Origin of the sequence: Citrobacter sp. Cb023, assembly GCF_030336805.1 — a bacterium.
GTDB lineage: Bacteria > Pseudomonadota > Gammaproteobacteria > Enterobacterales > Enterobacteriaceae > Citrobacter > Citrobacter braakii.
The window spans coordinates 74117-96783 of the sequence record NZ_JAOWCV010000040.1 but is presented as its reverse complement, the minus strand read 5'-3'; the positions used below and the strand labels follow the sequence as shown (position 1 = coordinate 96783).

Below are 22667 nucleotides of genomic sequence, written 5' to 3'. Positions count from 1 at the left end.
AAGAATGTCATTATTATTGGCGCTAATTGCCATCATTTTTGCCGGACGTCTGATCCTCAAAAAATATCACCCCCAGTCAGTGTTGCTGTTGACCGGGATTGTGCTGCTGCTTATCGCGCATTTTAGCGGGATGACCACGCTCAGTGACCTGGTGAAAAAAAGCACCGGATTCGGCCCCTTTGATGCCTTCGAGTTTATTCGCGATACCCTGAGCGTGCGCCTCGGCGGCCTTGGGCTGCAAATTATGCTGATTGGTGGTTTCGCTACATATATGTCGGCCATTGGCGCAAGCCAGGTGCTGGTTCGGGTGACGTCTCGCCCTTTGCAACGCCTGAACTCACCGTATCTGCTGTTGGGGCTGGCGCTGTTGCTGGGTCAATTCCTGTCGCTGTTTATCAGCAGCGCCACCGGGCTGGGTCTGCTGTTGATGGCGACGCTCTACCCGCTGCTGACCCGTCTTGGCTGTAGCCGCGCTGCCGTTGCCGCCGTTATCGCCAGTACCTGTGCGGTTGAATTTGGTCCAGGTTCCGGCAACTCGGTTCTCGCCGCCAAAACCGCAGGCATCGAGGTGGTGAACTATTTCGTGCAGGATCAGTTGCCGATCGTCGTCCCCGTTATTCTGTTCATCGCCCTGTTACATATTGTTGTGCAACGCTTTTTCGACCATCGGGAAAGCAGTGACGGTGTGGCTCAGCAGATGCAGACATTAACGTCGACCGATGAAACTGAAGCACCGATCGCCTGGCTTTTTCTGCCCATGCTACCTCTGGTGTTGATGCTGGTGTGCAGTGATTTAGTATTCAGTTCGCTCAAAATTACGCTGGATACCGCCGTACTGATAAGCCTCGCCATTACCCTGGTTTGTGAGTATTGCCGTCATCGTAAGGCGCGCGAGGTGATGGCAGGCGTACAAAAAGTCTTCGACAGCATGGGCAGCGTTTTTGCAACCGTCGTCACGCTGATTATCGCCGGTGAAGTCTTTTCAGCCGGACTGAAAGCCATTGGCGCCGTCGATGCGCTGCTGTCGCTTTCCGGTGAATTTGGCCTCAGCGCCGCCTCTATTATCCTGCTGATGACCCTTATCACCTTTGCAATTTCAGCGCTAATGGGCTCAGGAAATGCCGCGTTTTTCTCCTTCGCCCCGATGGTACCGGACATCAGCCGTCATATCGGTAGCGACATCGCAGTCATGATGTTGCCTATCCAGATATCGGCGGGTATTGGTCGTACGTTATCCCCCATTGCCGGCGTCATCATTGCTATCGCGGGAATTGCAGGCGTCTCGCCTGTGGATATTGTTAAACGCACCGCGATTCCGATGCTGGGCGGTTGGTTACTGATGATTGTGCTGACCTTTGCCCGGTCAGGACATTTGCTGGCGGTTCTGCCGTGGCTGGCAGTCCTTGTAATATTAATGATCGGTGGTTACTTCTGGCAGCGCCGACATAAACAGTCGCTTCCCGTACAGTAATAAAAAACCGGAGTCCCAGACTCCGGTTTTCACTGTCTTTAGTGATTACACCGCTTTGACGGCATCGGCAATACGGTGAGCGAATTCAGTCACCTGAGCTTCATCTTCACCTTCAACCATCACGCGAATTAACGGTTCTGTACCTGACTTACGCAGCAGAACACGTCCGCGATTGCCCAGTGCAGCTTCAACTTCAGCCATCACCGCTTTCACGTTTTCATGTTCCAGCGGATCGCCGCTACCTGCGGTGTAACGCACGTTAACCAGCAGTTGCGGGAACATTTTCATGCCGCTGCACAGGTCGTGCAAACTCATATGGTTGCGCACCATCGCCGCCAGTACCTGCAGGCCCGCCACGATACCGTCACCGGTGGTGGTTTTGTCCAGCAGGATCACATGGCCTGAGTTTTCAGCACCGATACGCCAGCCTTTTTCCTGCATTTTTTCCAGTACGTAGCGGTCGCCGACTTTCGCACGGGCAAACGGAATACCCAGCTGTTTCAGCGCCAGCTCGAGGCCCATATTGCTCATCAGCGTACCTACCGCACCACCGCGCAGTTGCCCCTGACGCAGGGCTTCACGGGCAATGATGTACATGATCTGATCGCCATCGACCTTATTGCCTTCGTGGTCAACCATAATGACGCGGTCGCCATCACCATCCAGCGCAATACCCAGATCGGCTTTTTCCGCCATCACGCGCGCCTGCAGGGCACGGACGTCGGTAGCGCCGACTTCTTCATTGATGTTAACGCCGTTTGGCTCACAGCCAATAGCAATCACGTTTGCGCCCAGCTCACGCAGTACATTTGGCGCAATGTGGTACGTCGCACCATTAGCGCAATCCACCACGATTTTAAGCTCACTCAGGCTCAATTCATTCGGGAAGGTGCCTTTGCAAAACTCGATATAACGACCAGCAGCATCAACGATACGGGTAGCTTTACCCAAGTCAGCCGAGTCCACGCAGGTGATCGCTTTTTCCATTTCGGCTTCGATAGCTTCTTCAACCGCATCCGGCAGTTTAGTCCCATCGATGGAGAAGAATTTAATCCCGTTGTCATAGTACGGGTTGTGCGAAGCAGAGATAACAATCCCGGCTTCAGCACGGAAGGTGCGCGTCAGATATGCAACAGCAGGTGTTGGCATTGGGCCTGTGAAAGAAGCCGACAGTCCGGCGGCAGCCAGACCCGCTTCCAGTGCGGACTCCAGCATATAGCCAGAAATACGCGTATCTTTGCCGATAATAATTTTACGTGAACCATGACGTGCCAGCACTTTTCCTGCAGCCCAACCCAGTTTGAGCACAAAGTCAGGGGTAATTGGGGCGTCGCCTACGCGACCACGGATCCCATCGGTGCCAAAATATTTACGATTACTCATAGCGTTTATTTTCCTTTGCAGACAATGTGGCTTCCACCACACGCATCGCTTCTACGGTTTCTTTGACGTCATGGACACGAATGATATGCGCCCCTTGCATTGCGGCAATGACCGCACACGCAAGGCTACCGCTCAGGCGTTCGGATGGCCCCACATTCAGCAACTGGCCAACCATTGATTTTCGTGACATCCCAACCAGCAATGGCAGATTAAAATGATGAAACTCAGCCAAACGTGCCAGTAATGTGTAGTTGTGAGTGAGATTTTTACCGAATCCGAACCCGGGGTCGAGCAACAATTTATCTTTTGTGATTCCAGCCCGCTCGCAGCGTGCTATTTGTTCAACAAAGTAACGATTTACATCAGCAAAAACATCCTCGTACTTTGGTGCTTCCTGCATGGTTTTCGGCTGACCCTGCATATGCATCAGACAAACCGGTAATCCGGTTTCTGCTGCGGCTTCCAGCGCCCCAGGCTCCGAGAGTGAGCGAATGTCATTAATGATATGTGCGCCGACTCTGGCGCACTCGCGAATCACTTCTGCTTTTGAAGTATCGACCGAAATCCACACTTCAAAACGTTGAGCAATCGCCTCCACCACCGGGATCACTCGCTGCAACTCTTCTTCCACGCTCACATCTGCCGCGCCTGGACGCGTGGATTCACCACCCACATCAATGATAGTCGCCCCGGCGTTAATCATCAGGTTTGCGTGTTTTACCGCCTCAACCAGAGAGTTGTGCGCACCACCATCGGAAAAGGAATCTGGCGTGACGTTCAAAATCCCCATGACGTGCGGATGGCTGAGATCCAGTGAAGACCCCTGAGCAAAGAGTTTCATAGTTTTATCCCTGATAACATCTTGAATATACAAATAAGAAAAACCCCGGGGCAAGCCCCAGGGTTTTAAATTAGAACACGGTCATCATCAACGATAACTTATTTGTCGCCCAGTTGCTCTGACATGGTGCCAGAGTCCGGCGCACGCGGTTCATCAACCGGACGCGGCGCACTCGGCTTGCCGGTGCTGCCAGAGTTGTTGTTAGAAGAACCCGGTTCTTCCCAACCCGCTGGCGGACGTACCTCGCGGCGAGCCATCAGATCATCAATCTGCGGCGCATCGATGGTCTCATATTTCATGAGCGCATCTTTCATCGAGTGCAGAATGTCCATGTTTTCGTTCAGCAGACGACGCGCACGGTCATAGTTACGCTCAATCAGAAGTTTAACTTCCTGATCGATAATACGAGCCGTTTCATCGGACATATGTTTAGCTTTCGCCACAGAACGTCCCAGGAACACTTCGCCTTCTTCTTCAGCGTACAGCAACGGACCGAGTTTCTCGGAGAAGCCCCACTGAGTAACCATGTTACGCGCCAGGTTAGTCGCGACTTTAATGTCGTTCGACGCACCGGTAGAAACATGTTCAACACCGTAGATGATCTCTTCGGCCAGACGACCGCCGTACAGCGTGGAGATCTGACTTTCCAGTTTCTGACGGCTGGCGCTGATAGCGTCGCCTTCAGGCAGGAAGAAGGTCACACCCAGCGCACGACCGCGCGGGATAATCGTCACTTTGTGCACCGGATCGTGTTCCGGTACCAGGCGACCGATAATCGCGTGGCCTGCTTCGTGATACGCGGTAGATTCTTTCTGCGCTTCCGTCATCACCATGGAGCGACGTTCCGCCCCCATCATGATTTTGTCTTTCGCTTTCTCGAATTCAACCATCGATACAACACGCTTGTTGCCACGAGCCGCAAACAGCGCCGCTTCGTTGACCAGGTTCGCGAGATCTGCACCGGAGAAGCCAGGCGTACCACGTGCAATGATTGCCGCATCGATATCCGGAGACAGCGGTACGCGACGCATATGCACTTTCAGGATCTGTTCACGACCGCGGACATCCGGCAGACCAACCACAACCTGACGGTCGAAACGGCCTGGACGCAGCAGCGCAGGGTCAAGAACGTCCGGACGGTTAGTTGCCGCGATAACGATAATGCCTTCGTTACCTTCGAAGCCGTCCATCTCAACCAGCATCTGGTTCAGTGTCTGCTCACGTTCATCGTGACCACCGCCCAGACCTGCACCACGCTGGCGGCCTACGGCGTCGATTTCATCGATGAAGATGATGCACGGTGCCGCTTTCTTGGCTTGTTCGAACATGTCACGCACACGAGATGCACCGACACCCACGAACATTTCCACGAAATCAGAACCGGAAATGGTGAAGAAAGGAACCTTCGCTTCACCTGCGATAGCTTTCGCCAGCAGGGTTTTACCCGTACCCGGAGGACCGACCATCAGGACGCCTTTCGGGATTTTACCGCCCAGCTTCTGGAAACGGCTCGGTTCGCGCAGATACTCAACCAGCTCAGCAACTTCTTCTTTTGCTTCGTCGCAACCAGCAACGTCTGCAAAAGTCGTTTTGATCTGATCTTCCGTCAGCATGCGCGCTTTGCTCTTACCGAACGACATGGCACCTTTGCCACCACCGCCCTGCATTTGACGCATGAAGAAGATCCAGACACCAATCAGCAGCAGCATTGGGAACCAGGAAATGAAGATAGAAGCCAGCAGGCTCGGCTCTTCAGGCGGTTCACCAACAACCTTGACGTTTTTGGTCAGCAGGTTATCAAGCAGCTTCGGATCGTTAACCGGAATGTAGGTCGTGTAACGGTTACTATCTTTCTTGGTAACGTTAATCTCACGTCCGTTGATCTTCGCTTCACGAACCTGGTCCTGATTGACCTCTTGCAGGAAGGTAGAGTAATCAACCTTACGGCCATTAGACTCGCTGGGCCCAAAGCTCTGGAATACTGACATCAGCACAACGGCAATGACCAGCCAGAGAATTAGGTTTTTCGCCATGTCACTCAAGGGATTAACCTCATATTACAACTGTGTTAAAAACAGCGTCAGGATACTCTATATCCAGTTTCTTTCAAACTTTCGTTTGAAATCTACCGGTTATGGTTTACGCCCGGTCGCTACAATATACACTTCACGCGAACGGGCGCGAGAAGAGTCCGGCTTACGAACTTTGACCTTCGTAAACAGGGAGCGAATCTCTCTTAGATACTCATCGAAGCCTTCGCCCTGGAACACCTTCACTACAAAACTACCACCTGGCGCTAATACATCACGAGCCATTCCAAGCGCCAGCTCTACCAGATACATGGCCCGGGGAATATCCACCGCCGGTGTTCCACACATATTTGGCGCCATATCAGACATGACAACTTGTACTTTACTGTCACCTACGCGTTCAAGTAACGCTTTCAGGACTAATTCATCACGAAAGTCGCCCTGAAGGAAGTCCACACCAACGATTGGATCCATAGGTAAAAGATCGCAAGCGATAATGCGGCCAGTGTTGCCGATCTGCGTAACCGCATATTGCGACCAGCCACCGGGTGCAGCACCGAGATCAACAATCGTCATCCCCGGTTTAAAAATTTTGTCACTTTGCTGTATTTCATCAAGTTTAAACCAGGCACGGGAACGTAACCCCTTTTTCTGCGCCTGCTGAACATATTTATCGCTAAAGTGTTCCTGAAGCCAGCGACTCGAGCTGGCAGAACGCTTTTTACCTGTCATTTCACATTCCCAAAGGGCAGTTCATCGTAACCAATGGTGTAAATTTCTACACAGCTATTTGGCGATATATGGGAGATGGCGGTAGAATGACCCGTTTTCAATCCCAACGTAAGCAAAAATATACGATGAATCTGAGTACTAAACAAAAACAGCACCTGAAAGGTCTGGCACATCCGCTCAAGCCTGTAGTTATGCTTGGCAACAATGGTTTGACCGAAGGGGTACTGGCCGAGATTGAACAAGCGTTAGAGCACCATGAACTTATCAAGGTGAAAATCGCCTCGGAAGATCGCGATACTAAAACCTTGATCGTGGAAGCTATCGTACGCGAAACCGGCGCCTGCAATGTACAGGTCATCGGTAAAACGCTGGTACTGTATCGCCCGACTAAAGAACGTAAAATCTCGCTGCCACGCTAAGAATATCCCAAAGTTGCACACGAAGTTTGTGTAAAACGCGGGATTTTCCGCTAGCAGGAGAGCAAAATGCCACGCTCTCTTCGTTGATAAAAGGCCGCTATGCGGCCTTTTTCCTTTCTTTACAATGTATCAACATCTTAACCAAGATGCGAATTACAGGTATTCTACCTTCGTTACTTCATATTCAACTTCACCGCCCGGCGTTTTAATAACCACCACGTCATCCTGCTCTTTACCGATCAGGCCACGAGCAATAGGCGAGTTCACCGAAATCAGGTTCTGTTTAAAATCGGCTTCATCATCGCCGACAATACGCCAGGTCTGCTCTTCGTCGTTATCGAGATTCAGCACGGTAACCGTCGCGCCGAAAACTACGCGACCATTGTTCGGCATTTTTGTGACGTCGATAACCTGCGCGTTGGACAGTTTAGCTTCGATATCTTTAATGCGCCCTTCGCAGAAACCCTGCTGTTCGCGCGCCGCGTGATACTCTGCATTTTCTTTCAGGTCGCCATGCTCGCGCGCATCTGCGATAGCGGCAATGATTTCAGGACGGCGCACCGATTTCAGAAAATCCAGTTCTTCGCGCAGTTTTTCAGCACCACGTAAGGTCATTGGGATAGCTTGCATTTGTTATACCTCTTGAACATTCCTGTAGGGGGCGGCTGCTCTCACCCCGGCTGCTAAGCCCACTCTGGCATACGCCATGCCAGAGTCAGAAGCAAAAAAATACCGACCCGGGGCTCAGGGTCCCAGGTCAGCTACAATTCTCTATTTGATGATCATTTTACCCTGGAGTTCCCTATGGGTCATCGTTTACTTTTTGGGGCGTTGCGCCGTAGTATGACGGCCTGTTTCCAGGTTGTTAGCGCGAGATTATGCGATTTTCCAGATTTACCATTGGATTGACTGCCAGTATAGCGTTCAGCGTTCAGGCTGCGAACGTCGACGAGTATATCAATCAGCTCCCTGCCGGGGCCAACCTCGCCCTTATGGTACAGAAGGTTGGCGCACCTGCTCCTGCTATTGATTACCATAGCCAGCAGATGGCGCTGCCGGCCAGTACCCAGAAAATGATCACCGCGCTGGCGGCATTGATTCAGCTCGGGCCTGACTTTCGTTTTACCACCACGCTTGAGACTAAAGGCAACGTGGAAGGCGGCGTTTTGAAAGGTGACTTAGTGGCGCGATTTGGTGCCGATCCGACGCTAAAACGTCAGGATATTCGCAATATGGTGGCAACCCTGAAAAAATCAGGCGTGACGCAAATTGCTGGAAATGTCATGATCGACACCTCCATTTTCGCCAGCCATGATAAAGCGCCTGGTTGGCCCTGGAACGACATGACGCAGTGTTTTAGCGCACCGCCCGCGGCAGCCATTGTCGATCGTAACTGTTTCTCGGTTTCACTCTATAGCGCGCAAAAACCTAACGATCTCGCCTTTATCCGCGTGGCATCTTACTACCCGGTCACCATGTTCAGTCAGGTGCGTACTCTCGCTCGTGGCTCTGCCGAAGCGCAATATTGTGAATTGGACGTGGTTCCAGGCGATCTCAACCGCTTTACGTTGACCGGATGTCTGCCCCAACGAGCCGATCCGCTGCCGCTGGCATTCGCTATTCAGGACGGCGCCAGCTATGCCGGGGCGATTATCAAAGATGAGCTAAAACAAGCCGGTATCACTTACAGCGGGACTCTGCTGCGCCAGACGCTGGTCAACGAGCCGGGGACCGTGGTAGCCAGTAAGCAGTCGGCGCCGCTGCACGACCTGCTTAAGATTATGCTGAAAAAATCGGACAACATGATTGCCGATACCGTTTTCCGTATGATCGGCCATGCACGATTTAACGTGCCAGGTACCTGGCGAGCAGGTTCTGATGCCGTACGCCAGATTCTGCGTCAGCAAGCGGGTATTGATATCGGCAACACCATTATTGCCGACGGTTCTGGGCTCTCCCGCCATAACCTGATTGCCCCGGCGACCATGATGCAGGTGCTGCAATATATCGCTCAGCACGATAACGAGCTGAACTTTATCACCATGCTGCCGCTGGCAGGCCATGACGGCTCTTTGCAATACCGTGCGGGTCTGCATCAGGCTGGCGTAGATGGCAAAGTATCGGCGAAGACAGGCTCACTGCAGGGGGTCTATAACCTGGCAGGCTTCATCACCACGGCAAGCGGTCAGCGCATGGCATTTGTGCAGTATCTGTCTGGTTATGCGGTAGAGCCAGCTGATCAGCGTAATCGCCGTATTCCACTGGTCCGCTTCGAGAGCCGGTTATACAAGGATATTTATCAGAATAACTGAGTATGTTTGCCGGATGGCAGCGCTAACGCACCTAATCCGGCCTTCTGAAACCTGGAAACAAAACCCCGGCAACATGGCCGGGGTTTTTAATGTGATTAACGCTTGTAGATGAACTCAACGCCTTCTTCGTCGTCTTCGTCCCAATCGTCATCCCAGTCATCTTCTGCTTCGTCTTCGACTTCAGCGAGTTGCTGGCGGTGATAATCATCCCACATGAACTCGACTTTCTCTGGCTGTTTCGCTTCTTCAGCCTGAACAATCGGGTTCTCGATGATAAAGGTCATCACATCCCAGCAGAGATCCTTCACGCCCAACTGGCTGGCGGCGGAGATCAGGTAATATTTACCTTCCCAGCCCAACGCTTCGGCGATCGCTTTCGCTTTCTCTTCCGCTTCAGCCTTGTCCAGCAAATCAATTTTGTTGAACACTAACCAACGCGGTTTAGACGCCAGATCCTGGCTGTATTTCTCAAGCTCGCCAATAATGATACGGGCATTTTCAACTGGATCGGAACCGTCAATCGGATCGATATCAATGAGGTGTAGCAGTACGCGGCAGCGTTCCAGGTGTTTCAGGAAGCGGATACCCAAGCCTGCGCCTTCAGCCGCGCCTTCAATCAGACCCGGAATGTCGGCAACCACGAAGCTCTTTTCGTTGTCCATACGCACCACACCCAGGCTCGGAACCAGAGTGGTGAACGGATAGTCAGCGACTTTCGGCTTCGCCGCGGACACCGCACGGATAAACGTCGATTTACCGGCGTTTGGCATGCCCAGCATCCCCACGTCCGCCAGCAGCATCAGCTCCAGCATCAGATCGCGTTTATCGCCCGGTGTACCCATCGTTTTCTGACGCGGAGTACGGTTGACCGAGGATTTGAAACGGGTATTGCCCAGACCGTGCCAGCCGCCTTTAGCGACCATCAGACGCTGACCGTGTTTGGTCATGTCGCCCATGGTTTCGCCCGTGCCCTGATCGATTACACGCGTACCTACAGGCACTTTAATCGTGACATCTTTACCACGCTTGCCGGTGCAATCACGGCTCGCGCCATTCTGTCCACGTTCCGCGCGGAATGATTTTTCAAAACGGTAATCGATCAGCGTGTTCAGGTTTTCGTCGGCTTCCAGCCAAACGTCACCACCATCACCACCGTCTCCACCGTCCGGACCGCCTTTTGGGATGTACTTTTCGCGGCGGAAGCTGACGCAACCATTACCGCCATCACCTGCAACGACCAGAATCGATGCTTCATCAACAAACTTCATTTTACTCTCCGTAAATCATTCGCCTGAGCGGGGCTGCGAAACCACCGTTTCATGCTTACGTAAACCGCCCCAAATTCGATGACCAATGGCGGAATACATCGCGCCCGCAACCACGATAAACGCACCGAGATAACCTAATAGGTTTAGCATCGGTCTGGCGAAGAAATCGGGCCAGGCCAGTGATAATAAATCTGAAAATAACAACGTAAACAGCGGAGTGAGCGTAATAATGGCGCTCACCTGTGCCGCCTGCCAACGCGCCATCGCTTCCGCGAGAGCACCGTATCCTACCAGCGTATTCAGGCCGCAGAATACAAGGCATGCCAGCTGCCAGTCACTGAGCTGCGTGATGACACCGGGTTTAGCCAACGGCAACAACGCAATCGTACATAAAGTGTACAGTAAAAACAGGATCTGCGGTGATGCCAGGCGGCGCAATAACACCTTTTGCGCGACCCCATAGCTCACCCAGACCATCGCCGCACCAACACCAAAGATAACGCCCCAGGTGTAATCGGTGAGTCGGGTAAAAATTTCGATCAGACTGGTATTAAAAAACAGAACCAGGCCGCTCAGAAGCATAATGGCGCCAATCACCTGCGTACCGCGCATCTTTTCTTTCAGGATAAAGACGCTGGCAATCATCATACCAACCGGTGACAGCTGACCGATAACCTGCGAAGCCGTTGGGCTCAAATATTGCAAGGATGAACTAAACAGAATGAAGTTACCGAACAACCCACCGGTAGCGATAGCCAACAGTATCAACCAACGCGCTTTGCGAAAAATACGCAACGGAGGGAGCTTTTTTTTAACCGCAAGAATAGCGCCAAGGCCAATGCTTGCCATTAAAAAACGGTAGAACACCACGGTAGGAGGCTCCATCACCTCCAGCACTTGCTTCATCGCTATTGGCAAAGCGCCCCAACATACTGCCGTTGTGAGTGCTAACAGAATACCAATACCTGCCTGCTGCTTCATGCCGTATTCCCTGCAAGGGCTCGTTTCCGGGTTATCACGGCGCGACGAGCGTATTTACCGGCCGTCGAATGTAAAAAGCCCCGCAACGTGTTGCGGGGCTTTTATCCGTTACCGGGACGCGAAAAACTTATTCAGCAACGATGCTGATGAATTTACGGTTTTTCGGGCCTTTCACTTCAAATTTCACTTTACCGTCTGCTTTAGCAAACAGAGTGTGGTCTTTGCCGCAACCAACGTTGGAGCCAGCGTGGAATTTAGTACCACGTTGACGAACGATGATGCTACCAGCCAGAACTGTTTCACCGCCGAAGCGTTTTACGCCCAGACGTTTAGCTTCTGAATCGCGACCGTTACGAGTCGAGCCGCCAGCCTTTTTATGTGCCATTTAATCTGCTCCCCTTAACTTAAGCGCTGATGCCAGTGATTTTTACATCAGTGAACCACTGACGATGGCCCTGCTGCTTACGGTAGTGTTTACGACGACGAAACTTAACAATTTTAACTTTCTCGCCACGACCGTGAGCAACAACTTCAGCTTTGATAACGCCGCCATCAACGAAAGGAACGCCGATTTTGACTTCTTCACCGTTTGCGATCATCAGAACTTCTGCGAATTCAACAGATTCGCCAGTTGCGATGTCCAGCTTTTCCAGGCGAACGGTCTGACCTTCGCTTACTCGGTGTTGTTTACCACCACTTTGGAAAACCGCGTACATAAAAAACTCCGCTTCCGCGCACACCTTTTTGATGATTCAGAGTGCGCTATAAATATTCACAATAGGGCGCGAATATTACGCAAAACGCGAGCCTTTGACAAGTGCTACGTCAATACATGAAGAAAAAAAACACAACACGTACGGTAACGTTTATCTATGGCGTTTTTTCAGTACAATCAGCATATATTTATAACCCTAAACCCGACGTTACCTTCCGATACAGTGAGGTAATCGGGGCGAGAAGCCCGGCTTTTGCGATGAATTTAGAAAAAATCAATGAGTTAACCGCGCAAGATATGGCGGGGGTCAATGCGACAATCCTTGAACAGCTCAATTCCGACGTGCAGCTGATCAATCAACTGGGGTACTACATCGTTAGCGGCGGCGGAAAACGCATTCGCCCAATGATCGCCGTACTCGCTGCGCGTGCAGTTGGCTACCAGGAAAATGCGCACGTTACGATTGCAGCCCTCATCGAGTTTATCCACACCGCGACCCTGTTGCACGACGATGTTGTGGATGAGTCCGACATGCGCCGCGGAAAAGCCACGGCGAATGCGGCGTTTGGCAATGCGGCCAGCGTGCTGGTCGGCGATTTTATCTATACCCGCGCTTTTCAGATGATGACCAGCCTCGGTTCGCTGAAAGTGCTGGAAGTCATGTCGAAAGCGGTCAACGTCATCGCCGAAGGTGAAGTCTTGCAGTTGATGAACGTCAACGACCCGGATATCACTGAAGAAAACTATATGCGCGTTATCTACAGTAAGACTGCGCGTTTGTTTGAAGCGGCTGCCCAATGCTCTGGCATTCTGGCTGGTTGCAGCGAAGAACAAGAGAAAGGGTTGCAGGATTATGGCCGTTATCTCGGTACTGCTTTCCAGTTAATTGACGATTTGCTGGATTACAACGCGGATGGCGAGCAACTGGGTAAAAACGTCGGTGATGACCTCAACGAGGGTAAACCAACGCTGCCGCTGCTGCATGCCATGCGCCACGGCACCCCTGAACAAGCACAAATGATCCGCCAGGCTATTGAGCAGGGTAATGGCCGTCACCTTCTGGAGCCTGTTCTGGAAGCGATGAACGCCTGTGGTTCCCTGGAGTGGACTCGCCAACGTGCAGAAGAAGAGGCTGATAAGGCCATCGCTGCGCTGCAGGTACTGCCTGATACGCCGTGGAGAGAAGCGCTGATTGGTCTGGCGCATATCGCCGTACAGCGCGACCGTTAATACCCTGCGGCATCTTTCATCATCCCGTGCCCTGCACGGGATGCTTTTATAAATTCCAATAAATACTTCCCCCTCTCCAGCAATTTTCGCATAAATTTGGCATATTCTGAATATTCTCACACTTTACATGAACATTTTAGAACATTCGTTCTCCGGGCGTTATAGTGTCTCCACAACCGATCGTGGAACCATAAGTCGATAACCAAAGGAGAGATGAGTTTATGGAAAACAAGCTGATTGACTGGCATCCGGCCGATATCATCGCCGGACTGCGCAAGAAAGGGACCTCAATGGCCGCTGAATCACGTAAAAATGGATTAAGCTCATCAACGCTAGCCAATGCGTTAACACGCCCATGGCCAAAAGGTGAGTTGATTATCGCCCGATCGTTGGGAACCGACCCGTGGGTGATTTGGCCGTCACGCTATCACGATGCAAAAACACATGAGTTTATCGACAGAACGCGGATGATGAGGGGACGCAAAGAGAAACAGAATCCTGAATGAACACTGATGAGTAGTAACCCCCGGTTCACAGAACTGGGGGTTACAAGAGACGTAGACGATTACTCGCCTTTCACGCGCTCAATGTTTGCGCCCAGCGCGCGCAGTTTATCTTCGATGCGCTCATAGCCGCGATCGATGTGATAAATACGATCGACTACCGTCGTACCTTCAGCAATACACCCTGCCAGCACGAGGCTTGCAGATGCGCGCAGATCGGTCGCCATAACCTGTGCGCCGGAGAGCGTTTCCACGCCGTGGCAAATCACGGTATTGCTTTCGATTTCTGCGTGAGCGCCCATACGGCTCAGCTCAGGCACGTGCATAAAGCGGTTCTCAAACACGGTTTCCGTGATGAAACCCGTCCCTTCTGCCACCAGGTTCAGCAACGTGAACTGGGCCTGCATATCGGTAGGGAACGCCGGGTGCGGTGCCGTGCGCACATTGACCGCTTTCGGACGTTTACCGTGCATGTCCAGGCTGATCCAGTCGTCACCGACTTCGATATCCGCTCCCGCATCACGCAGCTTCGCCAGAACGGCATCCAGCGTGTCAGGTTGTGCATTACGACAGATAATTTTGCCGCGAGAAATTGCCGCTGCGACCAGGAAAGTACCGGTTTCGATGCGGTCAGGCAGAACGCGATACACACCGCCGCCGAGGCGCTCAACGCCTTCGATGGTAATACGATCGGTACCCTGGCCTGTGATTTTTGCGCCCAGCGCAATCAGGAAGTTCGCGGTATCCACGATCTCCGGTTCACGCGCGGCGTTTTCGATGATGGTAGTGCCTTCGGCAAGCGTTGCTGCGCACATGATAGTGACCGTCGCGCCGACGCTCACTTTGTCCATGACGATATGCGCGCCTTTCAGGCGGCCATCAACGGACGCTTTCACATAGCCTTCTTCAAGCTTAATAGTCGCGCCTAACTGCTCCAGACCAGTAATGTGCAGGTCAACCGGACGCGCGCCGATGGTGCAGCCGCCCGGCAGTGAAACCTGGCCCTGGCCAAAGCGGGCAACCAGTGGCCCAAGCGCCCAGATGGATGCACGCATGGTTTTGACCAGATCGTACGGCGCACAGAAGACGTTCACGTCACGTGCATCAATGTGCACAGAACCATTACGCTCAACTTTCGCCCCCAACTGGCTCAGCAGCTTCATTGAGGTGTCAACATCCTTCAGTTTCGGGACGTTCTGGATCTCTACAGGTTCTTCAGCCAGCAGCGCCGCAAACAGGATCGGCAGCGCGGCGTTTTTAGCGCCTGAAATTGTGACTTCGCCCTGGAGCTTGGTTGGCCCCTGAACACGAAATTTATCCATTATTCTGTTCTCTGTTAAGAATTTATCTTCGCTACCGGCATATCACCCGTAGCTCAAAAACCGTTAAGTTTGCGATCGCGCGCCCATTCCGCTGGAGTAAACGCCTTAATCGACACGGCATGAATGCGGTTGTCCGCAATGTACTCCATCAACGGGCCATAGACCGATTGCTGTTTCTTGACCCGGCTCATGCCTTCAAACATCTCACCCACGGCAATAACCTGAAAGTGACTGCCGTCGCCAGAAACGTGGACTTCCTGGAGGGAGAGTGCATTCATCAGCACGCTCTGAATTTCATTATTTTCCATGGGCTCTTCATTCGTCAGATAGTGAAAACAGCCCAACATCTTAGAGCAAAGTGGCGCTGTCATAAATAAGCAAAAAGCCCCGCTGATAAATCAGACAAGGCTTTAGTGGCAGATCCCCCGCAGAGGAGTTGCCGGATGGCGGCACAAGACCTTATCCGGCTTACAAAAATTAACGCGGAAGAACGTCGTCAGGCAAATTGTAAAGCTGCGCCAGCGTGTACACTTTATCGTTAACGCCAGCGAGCGAAACGCTGTTCCCCTGCTGCTTGCCCTCATTAATCAGGTGCAGCAGTAATGCCAGACCACCGGTATCCACCCGGGAAATCTGGTTCAGGTCGATACAGGATACCCCTTTCATCGCCTCAACTCGCGCATCCCATAATGGGTTTAACACGTCCTGATCCAGCTCTCCCACCAGCACCAGCTTGTCGCCTTCACGCATCCAGGTGAGTGACTGCGTCATTATTTTTTCTCTTCCAGCGTGATTTTCTGCTGAGAAATAGATTTCAGCTGTGCCGTCAGGCCATCAATACCTTTCGTACGCAGCAGGTCGCTCCACTCATTCTGTTTGGTGGTGATCATACTTACGCCTTCAGCAATCATGTCATACGCCTGCCAGTTACCCGTCTGGGAATTTTTACGCCACTGGAAATCCAGACGTACCGGAGGACGACCGTTTGGATCGATGATGGTTACGCGGATAGGCACGATGGTCGCATCACCCAGCGGCTGCTCAGGGGCAATCTGATAGGTCTGGCCGTGGTACATCGCCAGCGCCTGACCGTAAGCCTGCTTCAGATATTCACGGAATGCGGCGAAATAGGCGTCACGCTGAGCCGGTGTCGCATCTTTGTAGTAGCGGCCCAGTACCAGTGCGCCTGCATACTTAACCTGCACGTAAGGCAGCAGTTCCTGATCGACCACCTGACGCAGGTAATCCGGGTTGGAACGGATTTTAGGTTGCTCGTTCTTCAGACGGTCAAACGTCTTCTGCGCCGCCTCATCCATCAGTTTGTACGGGTTCGTCTGGTCCGCTGCGGTTGCCGCGCTAAGTGGAGCAATCACCAGCATAGCCACCATCATCAATCGTTTAAACATACGTCGATTCTCCTGAGATTATTTCGTTGCGCCCGCAGGCGTAGTGGCTTCATTATTGCCTTCAGTTGCGGCTGGCGCATCGCCAGAATTCTTATTGTCATCACCTTTACTGTTGCTGTTGTAAAGGAACTGACCAATCATATCTTCCAGCACCATCGCAGATTTCGTGTCCTGAATCGTACCGCCATCTTTGAGGATAGACGTTCCCAGCTCAGGATCTTCAAAACCTACGTTCAATGCCAGATACTGTTCGCCCAACAGACCGGAAGTACGGATGCTCAGAGAACTGGTGTCAGGAATATGGTTAAAACGCGATTCAATTTCCAGCGTCACGCGCGGCAGGTACGTTTTCTGATCTAACGAGATGTCCGATACGCGTCCTACCACGACCCCGCCAATCCGCACCGGAGAGCGCTCTCTCAGACCGCCGATATTATCAAAGGTCGCATAAATCGTATAAGTCGGTTCAGTACGCATTGAGGTGACGTTCGCCGCCTTCAGGCAGACAAACAGCGCGGCCAGCAGCGCAACCAGCAGGAATAACCCGACCCAAATTTCATTTTTTTTCGTTTGCATGAACTCAATTCCCAAACATCAGTGCGGTCAGCACAAAATCCAGCCCCAGAACGGCAAGAGAGGCGTGCACTACGGTGCGTGTCGTTGCCCGGCTAATCCCGGCAGAGGTCGGGATAGCATCATAACCATTGAACAATGCAATCCAGGTGACCGTAATGGCAAACACCACGCTCTTAATCAGACAGTTGACCAGATCCAGACGCCAGTCGACGGCATTTTGCATAGCCGACCAGAAAAAGCCTGCATCAATACCTTTCCAGCTTACGCCAACCAACGACCCACCCCAGATCCCCACCGCGACAAATATAATCGTCAGCAGCGGCAATGAAATCACACCGGCCCAAAAACGTGGGGAGATCACTCGGCGCAGTGGGTCGACGGCCATCATTTCCAGGCTGGAAAGCTGCTCGGTCGCCCGCATCAGGCCAATCTCTGCGGTTAAGGCCGATCCGGCCCGCCCGGCAAACAACAGCGCCGCAACCACCGGCCCCAGCTCACGTAGCAATGACAGCGCCACCAGCATACCGAGGCTGGTTTCCGCACTGTAGGTCGTCAGCACCAGGTATCCCTGCAACCCCAGCACCATGCCGATGAACACGCCAGAAACAATAATGATCAGCATCGATAAGACACCGACATTATAGAGCTGGCGTATCAGCAGCGGCGCATGTTTGCGAAACTCCGGCTTGCCGACAACTGCATTGAACAACATTAATCCGGCTCGCCCGAACGTCCTGAGGGTTTTTATTCCCCGATGTCCGAGTGATGCCAGCGCATTTAACAACATGGGTGGCTTAACTCCCTGTTTTGAGTAAATCGATGTGGTAGTCGCCCGCCGGGTAACGGAACGGAACCGGTCCATCGGCAATGCCATCGAGGAACTGACGCACACGCGGATCGGCATTTTCTTGCAGCGCCTGAGCACTACCGTAGGCCACTATTTTTTTATCCGCCATAATATAGGCGTAATCCGCAATACTCAGCACTTCTGGCACATCATGGGAAACCACCACGCAGGTGACGCCCAGCGCGCTGTTCAGTTCAGAAATCAGCTTCACCAGCACGCCCATGGTGATGGGATCCTGGCCGACGAACGGCTCATCAAACATAATAAGGTCTGGCTCCAGCGCGATAGCACGTGCTAACGCGGCACGACGCGCCATCCCACCGGATAATTCAGAAGGCATTAATTTTGCCGCGCCCCGCAGGCCAACGGCCTCGAGCTTCATCATTACCGTGCTTTTCAGCAGCGGCGCAGGCAGCGTTGTATGCTCGCGCAACGGGTATGCAACGTTGTCAAACACATTCATATCAGTAAACAGCGCACCAGACTGGAATAGCATGCTCATGCGCTTACGCACGGTAAATAAACGCGAACGGGACATGGCCGGGACATTTTCGCCGTCAAACAGGATCTCGCCCTTATCCGGGGAGATTTGTCCGCCGATCAGACGCAACAGCGTCGTTTTGCCGATGCCTGATGGCCCCATGATCGCCGTCACCTTACCACGCGGCACCGTCAGGGAAATATTATCAAAGATGCAGCGGTCGCCTCGGGAAAAGCTGACATCGCGCATATCGATTAGATTCGCCACAGACTGACCCATTGATTCATCCTTTACTATTGCCTCGTTGATCGAAGAGCTTGGCGCTCAATTTAGCCCTGAACCCAACATATTTACAGATTATTACCTGTCCTGGTTAGCGAAAGCTGGCATTTGTTTTACTTTTTAGCCGCATAAAGTCAAAATTAAGAATTCGTGACGGCTTCCAGAAATCCTTCAAGTGGACCGGCGAGTATACCTGAAGAAAGGACTTTAGATGCTTTTAGCGACGGCGCTGTTAATAATTGGTTTACTTCTGGTGGTCTACGGTGCCGACCGACTGGTATTTGCCGCATCCATTTTATGTCGAAACTTCGGTATTCCCCCCATTATCATCGGGATGACCGTGGTCAGCATTGGTACATCGTTACCCGAGATAATTGTCTCCGTTGCCGCATCGATGAACGGGCAGCTTGATTTAGCCGTCGGTACCGCCATCGGCTCTAACATTACCAACATTCTGCTTATTTTAGGCCTGTCGGCGCTGATTCATCCTTTTACCGTGCATTCTGATGTTCTGCGTCGTGAATTACCGCTAATGTTGCTGGTAAGCATCTTAGCCGCATCGGTCCTGTATGACGGGCAATTGAGTCGCAGCGATGGTTTCTTTCTTCTGCTTCTGGCCGTGCTATGGCTGTTATTCATTGTTAAAATCGCCCGTCTGGCTGAGCGACAAGGTAACGACAGCCTGACCCGCGAGCAGATCGCGGAACTGCCGCGCGAAGGTGGATTACCGGTCGCCTTTTTGTGGTTGGGTATTGCGCTAATTATTATGCCAATGGCAACGCGTATGGTGGTAGATAACGCAACCGTACTGGCGAACTACTTCGCCATGAGCGAACTCACCATCGGGCTGACTGTGGTCGCCATTGGTACCAGCCTGCCGGAGCTGGCAACGGCAATTGCGGGTCTGCGTAAAGGCGAAAACGATATTGCCGTGGGCAACATCATCGGCGCGAACATTTTTAATATTGTTATCGTCCTCGGACTGCCGGCGCTGATTACGCCGGGTGAGGTCAATCCGATGGCCTTCACCCGTGACTATAGCGTCATGCTGCTGGTGAGCGTAATTTTTGCACTACTCTGCTGGCGACGTCCGCGCCAGATTGGTCGCGGCGCGGGTGCGCTGCTGACCGGCGGTTTTATCATATGGCTGGCGATGCTGTATTGGTTATCGCCACTTCTCGTTGGATAACTGGAAACGCATTATGTCGCACTTAGAGTTGCAACCGGGTTTTGACTTTCAGCAAGCAGGCAAGGAAGTCCTGGCAATTGAACGTGAAGGCCTGGCGGAGCTTGATCAGTACATCAACCAAAATTTTACTCTCGCCTGCGAGAAAATATTCAGTTGCCCGGGCAAAGTTGTAGTGATGGGGATGGGGAAATCCGGACATATCGGGCGGAAAATGGCGGCCACATTTGCCAGCACCGGCACCCCCTCATTTTTCGTGCATCCAGGCGAAGCCGCACATGGCGATCTGGGCATGGTCTCGCCGCAGGATGTAGTCATCGCCATCTCTAACTCCGGTGAATCCAATGAGATAGCGGCGTTAATCCCGGTGTTAAAACGTCTTCATGTACCGCTTATCTGCATGACCGGTCGTCCGGAAAGCAGCATGGCGCGTGCGGCAGATGTGCATCTGTGTGTTAAAGTGCCCAAGGAAGCTTGCCCGTTAGGCCTGGCGCCGACCAGCAGCACGACCGCAACGCTGGTGATGGGCGATGCGCTAGCCGTAGCATTATTAAAAGCGCGTGGCTTTACCGCGGAAGATTTTGCGTTATCTCATCCCGGTGGCGCACTAGGCCGTAAGCTTTTACTGCGCGTTAACGATATTATGCATACGGGCGATGAGATCCCGCATGTGACTAAAAGCGCCAGCCTGCGTGACGCCTTACTTGAGATCACGCGTAAAAATCTCGGCATGACCGTCATTTGCGATGATGACATGAAGATTGACGGTATTTTCACCGATGGCGATTTACGTCGCGTCTTCGATATGGGCGTTGATGTTCGCCAGTTAGGCATTGCCGATGTGATGACCCCTGGCGGCATTCGCGTGCGTCCGGGCATTCTTGCCGTCGATGCCCTGAACTTAATGCAGTCCCGCCATATCACCTCGGTAATGGTTGCTGATGGCGACCGGTTACTTGGTGTGTTACATATGCATGATCTGCTGCGTGCAGGTGTAGTGTAAGAAACTCAAGGATAAAGAAAATGAGTAAAGCAGGTGCGTCGCTTGCGACCTGTTATGGACCCGTCAGCACAGACGTTATCACCCGGGCAGAGAACATCCGTTTGCTGATCCTGGATGTGGATGGCGTACTGTCTGATGGTCTGATTTATATGGGCAACAACGGTGAAGAGCTGAAGGCTTTTAACGTCCGCGATGGTTACGGAATTCGCTGTGCGCTCACTTCCGGTATCGAGGTTGCCATTATTACCGGACGAAAGGCTAAACTTGTAGAAGATCGCTGTGCCACATTGGGGATCACGCATTTGTATCAGGGGCAGTCAGACAAACTGGTCGCCTTTAACGATCTCCTTAGCAAACTGGCGATCGCTCCTGAAAATGTTGCCTACGTTGGCGATGATCTGATCGACTGGCCGGTGATGGCACAAGTGGGATTAAGCGTGGCGGTGGCGGATGCTCATCCTTTGCTGATCCCGCGGGCTGATTATGTCACCCGCATCGATGGGGGACGCGGCGCGGTACGCGAAGTCTGCGATTTATTACTCCTGGCGCAGGGCAAACTGGACGAGGCCAAAGGGCAATCGATATGAGCAAAACCAGACGTTGGGTTATCATTCTACTGTCGCTGGCTGTCCTTGTGATGATTGGTATTAATCTGGCAGACAAAGACGACACCGCTGAGGTCGTCGTAAATAACAACGAGCCAACCTATAAGAGCGAACATACTGATACCGTTGTGTATAGTCCCGAAGGCGCACTGAGCTATCACTTGATCGCGCAAAACGTTGAATATTATTCGGAACAAGCGGTTTCGTGGTTTACTCAACCGGTATTAACCACATTTGATAAGGATAAAGTACCGACCTGGACGATCAAGGCTGATAAAGCCAAATTGACCAACGATCGGATGCTATATCTGTACGGCCATGTTGAGGTCAACGCCCTGGTGCCCGACTCTCAACTACGCAGAATTACGACCGATAACGCACAGATTAACCTGGTGACACAAGACGTCACTTCCGATGATCTCGTCACGTTATATGGCACAACATTTAACTCCAGCGGACTGAAGATGCGCGGCAACTTACGCAGCAAGAACGCCGAGCTGATTGAAAAGGTTAGAACCTCATATGAAATCCAAAACAAACAAACTCAGCCTTAATCTTGTGCTTGCCAGCTCACTTCTGGCCGCCAGCATCCCGGCATTCGCCGTCACCGGCGATACCGAGCAGCCGATTCACATTGAGTCGGACCAGCAGTCTCTTGATATGCAAGGCAACGTGGTGACCTTTACTGGCAACGTGATTGTGACTCAGGGCACCATCAAAATTAACGCCGATAAAGTCGTCGTAACCCGCCCTGGCGGTGAAGACGGTAAAGAAGTCATTGATGGCTACGGTAATCCTGCAACCTTTTACCAGATGCAGGACAACGGTAAACCGGTTAAAGGCCACGCCTCACACATGCATTATGAACTGGCGAAAGACTTCGTCGTTCTCACCGGTAAGGCTTACCTGGAACAGCTCGATAGCAACATCACGGGCGATAAGATCACCTATCTGGTGAAAGAGCAGAAAATGCAGGCCTTCAGCGATAAAGGCAAACGCGTCACCACCGTTCTGGTACCGTCGCAGTTGCAGGACAAAAACAAGGCTCCGGCAGAGAAAAAAGGTAACTGATTC

At 52.3% G+C, this 22667-nt stretch carries 26 protein-coding genes; 10 read left to right on the top strand and 16 right to left on the bottom strand.

Annotated features, from left to right (window positions below; genetic code table 11):
- Nucleotides 1-4 precede the first annotated feature (4 nt).
- Complete coding sequence (dcuC, locus tag OGW44_RS21380) at nucleotides 5-1471, top strand: C4-dicarboxylate transporter DcuC (protein WP_094169255.1); 1467 nt, start codon at nucleotides 5-7, stop codon at nucleotides 1469-1471.
- Between the two features lie 45 nt (nucleotides 1472-1516).
- Here the strand turns inward: dcuC and glmM are convergent, their stop codons facing one another.
- From glmM to rlmE, 4 genes are all read right to left on the bottom strand, one after another.
- On the bottom strand, nucleotides 1517-2854 hold the full coding sequence (gene glmM, locus OGW44_RS21375; RefSeq protein ID WP_153647274.1) for a phosphoglucosamine mutase: 1338 nt from the start codon (nucleotides 2852-2854) through the stop codon (nucleotides 1517-1519).
- Complete coding sequence (gene folP, locus OGW44_RS21370; RefSeq protein ID WP_016154672.1) at nucleotides 2847-3695, bottom strand: dihydropteroate synthase; 849 nt, start codon at nucleotides 3693-3695, stop codon at nucleotides 2847-2849. The genes glmM and folP overlap by 8 nt, the downstream gene beginning before the upstream one ends.
- A gap of 98 nt (nucleotides 3696-3793) precedes the next feature.
- Nucleotides 3794-5728: an ATP-dependent zinc metalloprotease FtsH gene (gene ftsH / locus OGW44_RS21365; RefSeq protein WP_019077783.1), complete on the bottom strand. Its 1935-nt coding sequence runs from the start codon at nucleotides 5726-5728 to the stop codon at nucleotides 3794-3796.
- 99 nt (nucleotides 5729-5827) lie between these two features.
- On the bottom strand, nucleotides 5828-6457 hold the full coding sequence (gene rlmE / locus OGW44_RS21360; protein ID WP_003025015.1) for a 23S rRNA (uridine(2552)-2'-O)-methyltransferase RlmE: 630 nt from the start codon (nucleotides 6455-6457) through the stop codon (nucleotides 5828-5830).
- Nucleotides 6458-6582: 125 nt separating this feature from the next.
- On the opposite strand from rlmE, the gene yhbY reads away from it, so the two are divergent.
- On the top strand, nucleotides 6583-6876 hold the full coding sequence (gene yhbY / locus OGW44_RS21355) for a ribosome assembly RNA-binding protein YhbY (protein ID WP_003025016.1): 294 nt from the start codon (nucleotides 6583-6585) through the stop codon (nucleotides 6874-6876).
- Nucleotides 6877-7029: 153 nt separating this feature from the next.
- Here yhbY and greA read toward each other — a convergent pair whose 3' ends face one another.
- Nucleotides 7030-7506: a transcription elongation factor GreA gene (greA, locus tag OGW44_RS21350; protein ID WP_016154674.1), complete on the bottom strand. Its 477-nt coding sequence runs from the start codon at nucleotides 7504-7506 to the stop codon at nucleotides 7030-7032.
- 248 nt (nucleotides 7507-7754) lie between these two features.
- Here greA and dacB point away from each other — a divergent pair, with 248 nt between their 5' ends.
- The gene (gene dacB / locus OGW44_RS21345; RefSeq protein WP_185654416.1) at nucleotides 7755-9188 is read left to right on the top strand and encodes a serine-type D-Ala-D-Ala carboxypeptidase; all 1434 of its coding nucleotides are present in this window, start codon (nucleotides 7755-7757) and stop codon (nucleotides 9186-9188) included.
- 95 nt (nucleotides 9189-9283) lie between these two features.
- On the opposite strand, the gene cgtA is transcribed toward dacB, so the two are convergent.
- From cgtA to rplU, 4 genes are all read right to left on the bottom strand, one after another.
- Nucleotides 9284-10456, bottom strand: coding sequence for an Obg family GTPase CgtA (cgtA, locus tag OGW44_RS21340; protein ID WP_016154676.1), 1173 nt, complete (start codon nucleotides 10454-10456; stop codon nucleotides 9284-9286).
- A gap of 15 nt (nucleotides 10457-10471) precedes the next feature.
- Nucleotides 10472-11437: a DMT family transporter gene (locus OGW44_RS21335; protein WP_016154677.1), complete on the bottom strand. Its 966-nt coding sequence runs from the start codon at nucleotides 11435-11437 to the stop codon at nucleotides 10472-10474.
- A gap of 127 nt (nucleotides 11438-11564) precedes the next feature.
- Nucleotides 11565-11822 carry a 50S ribosomal protein L27 gene (gene rpmA / locus OGW44_RS21330; RefSeq protein WP_003025030.1) on the bottom strand — a complete coding sequence of 86 codons (258 nt, stop codon included), beginning with the start codon at nucleotides 11820-11822 and terminating at the stop codon, nucleotides 11565-11567.
- Nucleotides 11823-11841: 19 nt separating this feature from the next.
- Nucleotides 11842-12153, bottom strand: coding sequence for a 50S ribosomal protein L21 (rplU, locus tag OGW44_RS21325; RefSeq protein ID WP_003025032.1), 312 nt, complete (start codon nucleotides 12151-12153; stop codon nucleotides 11842-11844).
- A gap of 257 nt (nucleotides 12154-12410) precedes the next feature.
- Here rplU and ispB point away from each other — a divergent pair, with 257 nt between their 5' ends.
- The gene (gene ispB, locus OGW44_RS21320; RefSeq protein ID WP_019077785.1) at nucleotides 12411-13382 is read left to right on the top strand and encodes an octaprenyl diphosphate synthase; all 972 of its coding nucleotides are present in this window, start codon (nucleotides 12411-12413) and stop codon (nucleotides 13380-13382) included.
- Between the two features lie 221 nt (nucleotides 13383-13603).
- The gene (sfsB, locus tag OGW44_RS21315; RefSeq protein ID WP_016154679.1) at nucleotides 13604-13888 is read left to right on the top strand and encodes a DNA-binding transcriptional regulator SfsB; all 285 of its coding nucleotides are present in this window, start codon (nucleotides 13604-13606) and stop codon (nucleotides 13886-13888) included.
- 59 nt (nucleotides 13889-13947) lie between these two features.
- On the opposite strand, the gene murA is transcribed toward sfsB, so the two are convergent.
- The 7 genes from murA to mlaF form a co-directional block, all read right to left on the bottom strand.
- Nucleotides 13948-15207, bottom strand: a complete 1260-nt coding sequence (gene murA / locus OGW44_RS21310) for a UDP-N-acetylglucosamine 1-carboxyvinyltransferase (RefSeq protein ID WP_003839949.1) — start codon at nucleotides 15205-15207, stop codon at nucleotides 13948-13950.
- 53 nt (nucleotides 15208-15260) lie between these two features.
- Complete coding sequence (ibaG, locus tag OGW44_RS21305; protein WP_003025040.1) at nucleotides 15261-15515, bottom strand: BolA family iron metabolism protein IbaG; 255 nt, start codon at nucleotides 15513-15515, stop codon at nucleotides 15261-15263.
- Nucleotides 15516-15684: 169 nt separating this feature from the next.
- Complete coding sequence (gene mlaB / locus OGW44_RS21300; protein ID WP_016154680.1) at nucleotides 15685-15978, bottom strand: lipid asymmetry maintenance protein MlaB; 294 nt, start codon at nucleotides 15976-15978, stop codon at nucleotides 15685-15687.
- Nucleotides 15978-16613 (bottom strand): phospholipid-binding protein MlaC, encoded by a 636-nt coding sequence (gene mlaC, locus OGW44_RS21295; protein WP_016154681.1) that lies wholly within the window; start codon nucleotides 16611-16613, stop codon nucleotides 15978-15980. Before mlaC ends, mlaB begins: the two co-directional genes overlap by 1 nt.
- Nucleotides 16614-16631: 18 nt before the next feature.
- A complete protein-coding gene (gene mlaD / locus OGW44_RS21290) occupies nucleotides 16632-17189 on the bottom strand; it encodes an outer membrane lipid asymmetry maintenance protein MlaD (RefSeq protein WP_016154682.1) in 558 nt (185 codons plus the stop codon).
- A gap of 4 nt (nucleotides 17190-17193) precedes the next feature.
- The gene (mlaE, locus tag OGW44_RS21285) at nucleotides 17194-17976 is read right to left on the bottom strand and encodes a lipid asymmetry maintenance ABC transporter permease subunit MlaE (RefSeq protein ID WP_003025053.1); all 783 of its coding nucleotides are present in this window, start codon (nucleotides 17974-17976) and stop codon (nucleotides 17194-17196) included.
- Nucleotides 17977-17983: 7 nt separating this feature from the next.
- The gene (gene mlaF / locus OGW44_RS21280) at nucleotides 17984-18796 is read right to left on the bottom strand and encodes a phospholipid ABC transporter ATP-binding protein MlaF (RefSeq protein ID WP_016154683.1); all 813 of its coding nucleotides are present in this window, start codon (nucleotides 18794-18796) and stop codon (nucleotides 17984-17986) included.
- 214 nt (nucleotides 18797-19010) lie between these two features.
- Here mlaF and OGW44_RS21275 point away from each other — a divergent pair, with 214 nt between their 5' ends.
- From OGW44_RS21275 to lptA, 5 genes are read left to right on the top strand one after another with little or no spacing between them, the layout of a single operon-like run.
- Entirely contained in the window at nucleotides 19011-19988 is a 978-nt protein-coding gene (locus OGW44_RS21275; RefSeq protein WP_016154684.1) for a calcium/sodium antiporter, read from the top strand.
- 13 nt (nucleotides 19989-20001) lie between these two features.
- Nucleotides 20002-20988, top strand: a complete 987-nt coding sequence (gene kdsD / locus OGW44_RS21270) for an arabinose-5-phosphate isomerase KdsD (RefSeq protein WP_016154685.1) — start codon at nucleotides 20002-20004, stop codon at nucleotides 20986-20988.
- Between the two features lie 20 nt (nucleotides 20989-21008).
- Complete coding sequence (gene kdsC / locus OGW44_RS21265) at nucleotides 21009-21575, top strand: 3-deoxy-manno-octulosonate-8-phosphatase KdsC (RefSeq protein ID WP_046276014.1); 567 nt, start codon at nucleotides 21009-21011, stop codon at nucleotides 21573-21575.
- Complete coding sequence (lptC, locus tag OGW44_RS21260; RefSeq protein ID WP_016154687.1) at nucleotides 21572-22147, top strand: LPS export ABC transporter periplasmic protein LptC; 576 nt, start codon at nucleotides 21572-21574, stop codon at nucleotides 22145-22147. Before kdsC ends, lptC begins: the two co-directional genes overlap by 4 nt.
- A complete protein-coding gene (gene lptA, locus OGW44_RS21255) occupies nucleotides 22116-22664 on the top strand; it encodes a lipopolysaccharide ABC transporter substrate-binding protein LptA (protein ID WP_047358523.1) in 549 nt (182 codons plus the stop codon). The genes lptC and lptA overlap by 32 nt, the downstream gene beginning before the upstream one ends.
- Nucleotides 22665-22667: the final 3 nt, after the last annotated feature.

What these genes read in the sequence shown, in the direction of transcription:
- dcuC (WP_094169255.1), top strand. Translation starts at nt 5, where the DNA reads ATGTCATTATTATTGGCGCTAATTGCCATCATTTTTGCCGGACGTCTG.
- glmM (WP_153647274.1), bottom strand. Translation starts at nt 2,854, where the DNA reads ATGAGTAATCGTAAATATTTTGGCACCGATGGGATCCGTGGTCGCGTA.
- folP (WP_016154672.1), bottom strand. Translation starts at nt 3,695, where the DNA reads ATGAAACTCTTTGCTCAGGGGTCTTCACTGGATCTCAGCCATCCGCAC.
- ftsH (WP_019077783.1), bottom strand. Translation starts at nt 5,728, where the DNA reads ATGGCGAAAAACCTAATTCTCTGGCTGGTCATTGCCGTTGTGCTGATG.
- rlmE (WP_003025015.1), bottom strand. Translation starts at nt 6,457, where the DNA reads ATGACAGGTAAAAAGCGTTCTGCCAGCTCGAGTCGCTGGCTTCAGGAA.
- yhbY (WP_003025016.1), top strand. Translation starts at nt 6,583, where the DNA reads ATGAATCTGAGTACTAAACAAAAACAGCACCTGAAAGGTCTGGCACAT.
- greA (WP_016154674.1), bottom strand. Translation starts at nt 7,506, where the DNA reads ATGCAAGCTATCCCAATGACCTTACGTGGTGCTGAAAAACTGCGCGAA.
- dacB (WP_185654416.1), top strand. Translation starts at nt 7,755, where the DNA reads ATGCGATTTTCCAGATTTACCATTGGATTGACTGCCAGTATAGCGTTC.
- cgtA (WP_016154676.1), bottom strand. Translation starts at nt 10,456, where the DNA reads ATGAAGTTTGTTGATGAAGCATCGATTCTGGTCGTTGCAGGTGATGGC.
- OGW44_RS21335 (WP_016154677.1), bottom strand. Translation starts at nt 11,437, where the DNA reads ATGAAGCAGCAGGCAGGTATTGGTATTCTGTTAGCACTCACAACGGCA.
- rpmA (WP_003025030.1), bottom strand. Translation starts at nt 11,822, where the DNA reads ATGGCACATAAAAAGGCTGGCGGCTCGACTCGTAACGGTCGCGATTCA.
- rplU (WP_003025032.1), bottom strand. Translation starts at nt 12,153, where the DNA reads ATGTACGCGGTTTTCCAAAGTGGTGGTAAACAACACCGAGTAAGCGAA.
- ispB (WP_019077785.1), top strand. Translation starts at nt 12,411, where the DNA reads ATGAATTTAGAAAAAATCAATGAGTTAACCGCGCAAGATATGGCGGGG.
- sfsB (WP_016154679.1), top strand. Translation starts at nt 13,604, where the DNA reads ATGGAAAACAAGCTGATTGACTGGCATCCGGCCGATATCATCGCCGGA.
- murA (WP_003839949.1), bottom strand. Translation starts at nt 15,207, where the DNA reads ATGGATAAATTTCGTGTTCAGGGGCCAACCAAGCTCCAGGGCGAAGTC.
- ibaG (WP_003025040.1), bottom strand. Translation starts at nt 15,515, where the DNA reads ATGGAAAATAATGAAATTCAGAGCGTGCTGATGAATGCACTCTCCCTC.
- mlaB (WP_016154680.1), bottom strand. Translation starts at nt 15,978, where the DNA reads ATGACGCAGTCACTCACCTGGATGCGTGAAGGCGACAAGCTGGTGCTG.
- mlaC (WP_016154681.1), bottom strand. Translation starts at nt 16,613, where the DNA reads ATGTTTAAACGATTGATGATGGTGGCTATGCTGGTGATTGCTCCACTT.
- mlaD (WP_016154682.1), bottom strand. Translation starts at nt 17,189, where the DNA reads ATGCAAACGAAAAAAAATGAAATTTGGGTCGGGTTATTCCTGCTGGTT.
- mlaE (WP_003025053.1), bottom strand. Translation starts at nt 17,976, where the DNA reads ATGTTGTTAAATGCGCTGGCATCACTCGGACATCGGGGAATAAAAACC.
- mlaF (WP_016154683.1), bottom strand. Translation starts at nt 18,796, where the DNA reads ATGGGTCAGTCTGTGGCGAATCTAATCGATATGCGCGATGTCAGCTTT.
- OGW44_RS21275 (WP_016154684.1), top strand. Translation starts at nt 19,011, where the DNA reads ATGCTTTTAGCGACGGCGCTGTTAATAATTGGTTTACTTCTGGTGGTC.
- kdsD (WP_016154685.1), top strand. Translation starts at nt 20,002, where the DNA reads ATGTCGCACTTAGAGTTGCAACCGGGTTTTGACTTTCAGCAAGCAGGC.
- kdsC (WP_046276014.1), top strand. Translation starts at nt 21,009, where the DNA reads ATGAGTAAAGCAGGTGCGTCGCTTGCGACCTGTTATGGACCCGTCAGC.
- lptC (WP_016154687.1), top strand. Translation starts at nt 21,572, where the DNA reads ATGAGCAAAACCAGACGTTGGGTTATCATTCTACTGTCGCTGGCTGTC.
- lptA (WP_047358523.1), top strand. Translation starts at nt 22,116, where the DNA reads ATGAAATCCAAAACAAACAAACTCAGCCTTAATCTTGTGCTTGCCAGC.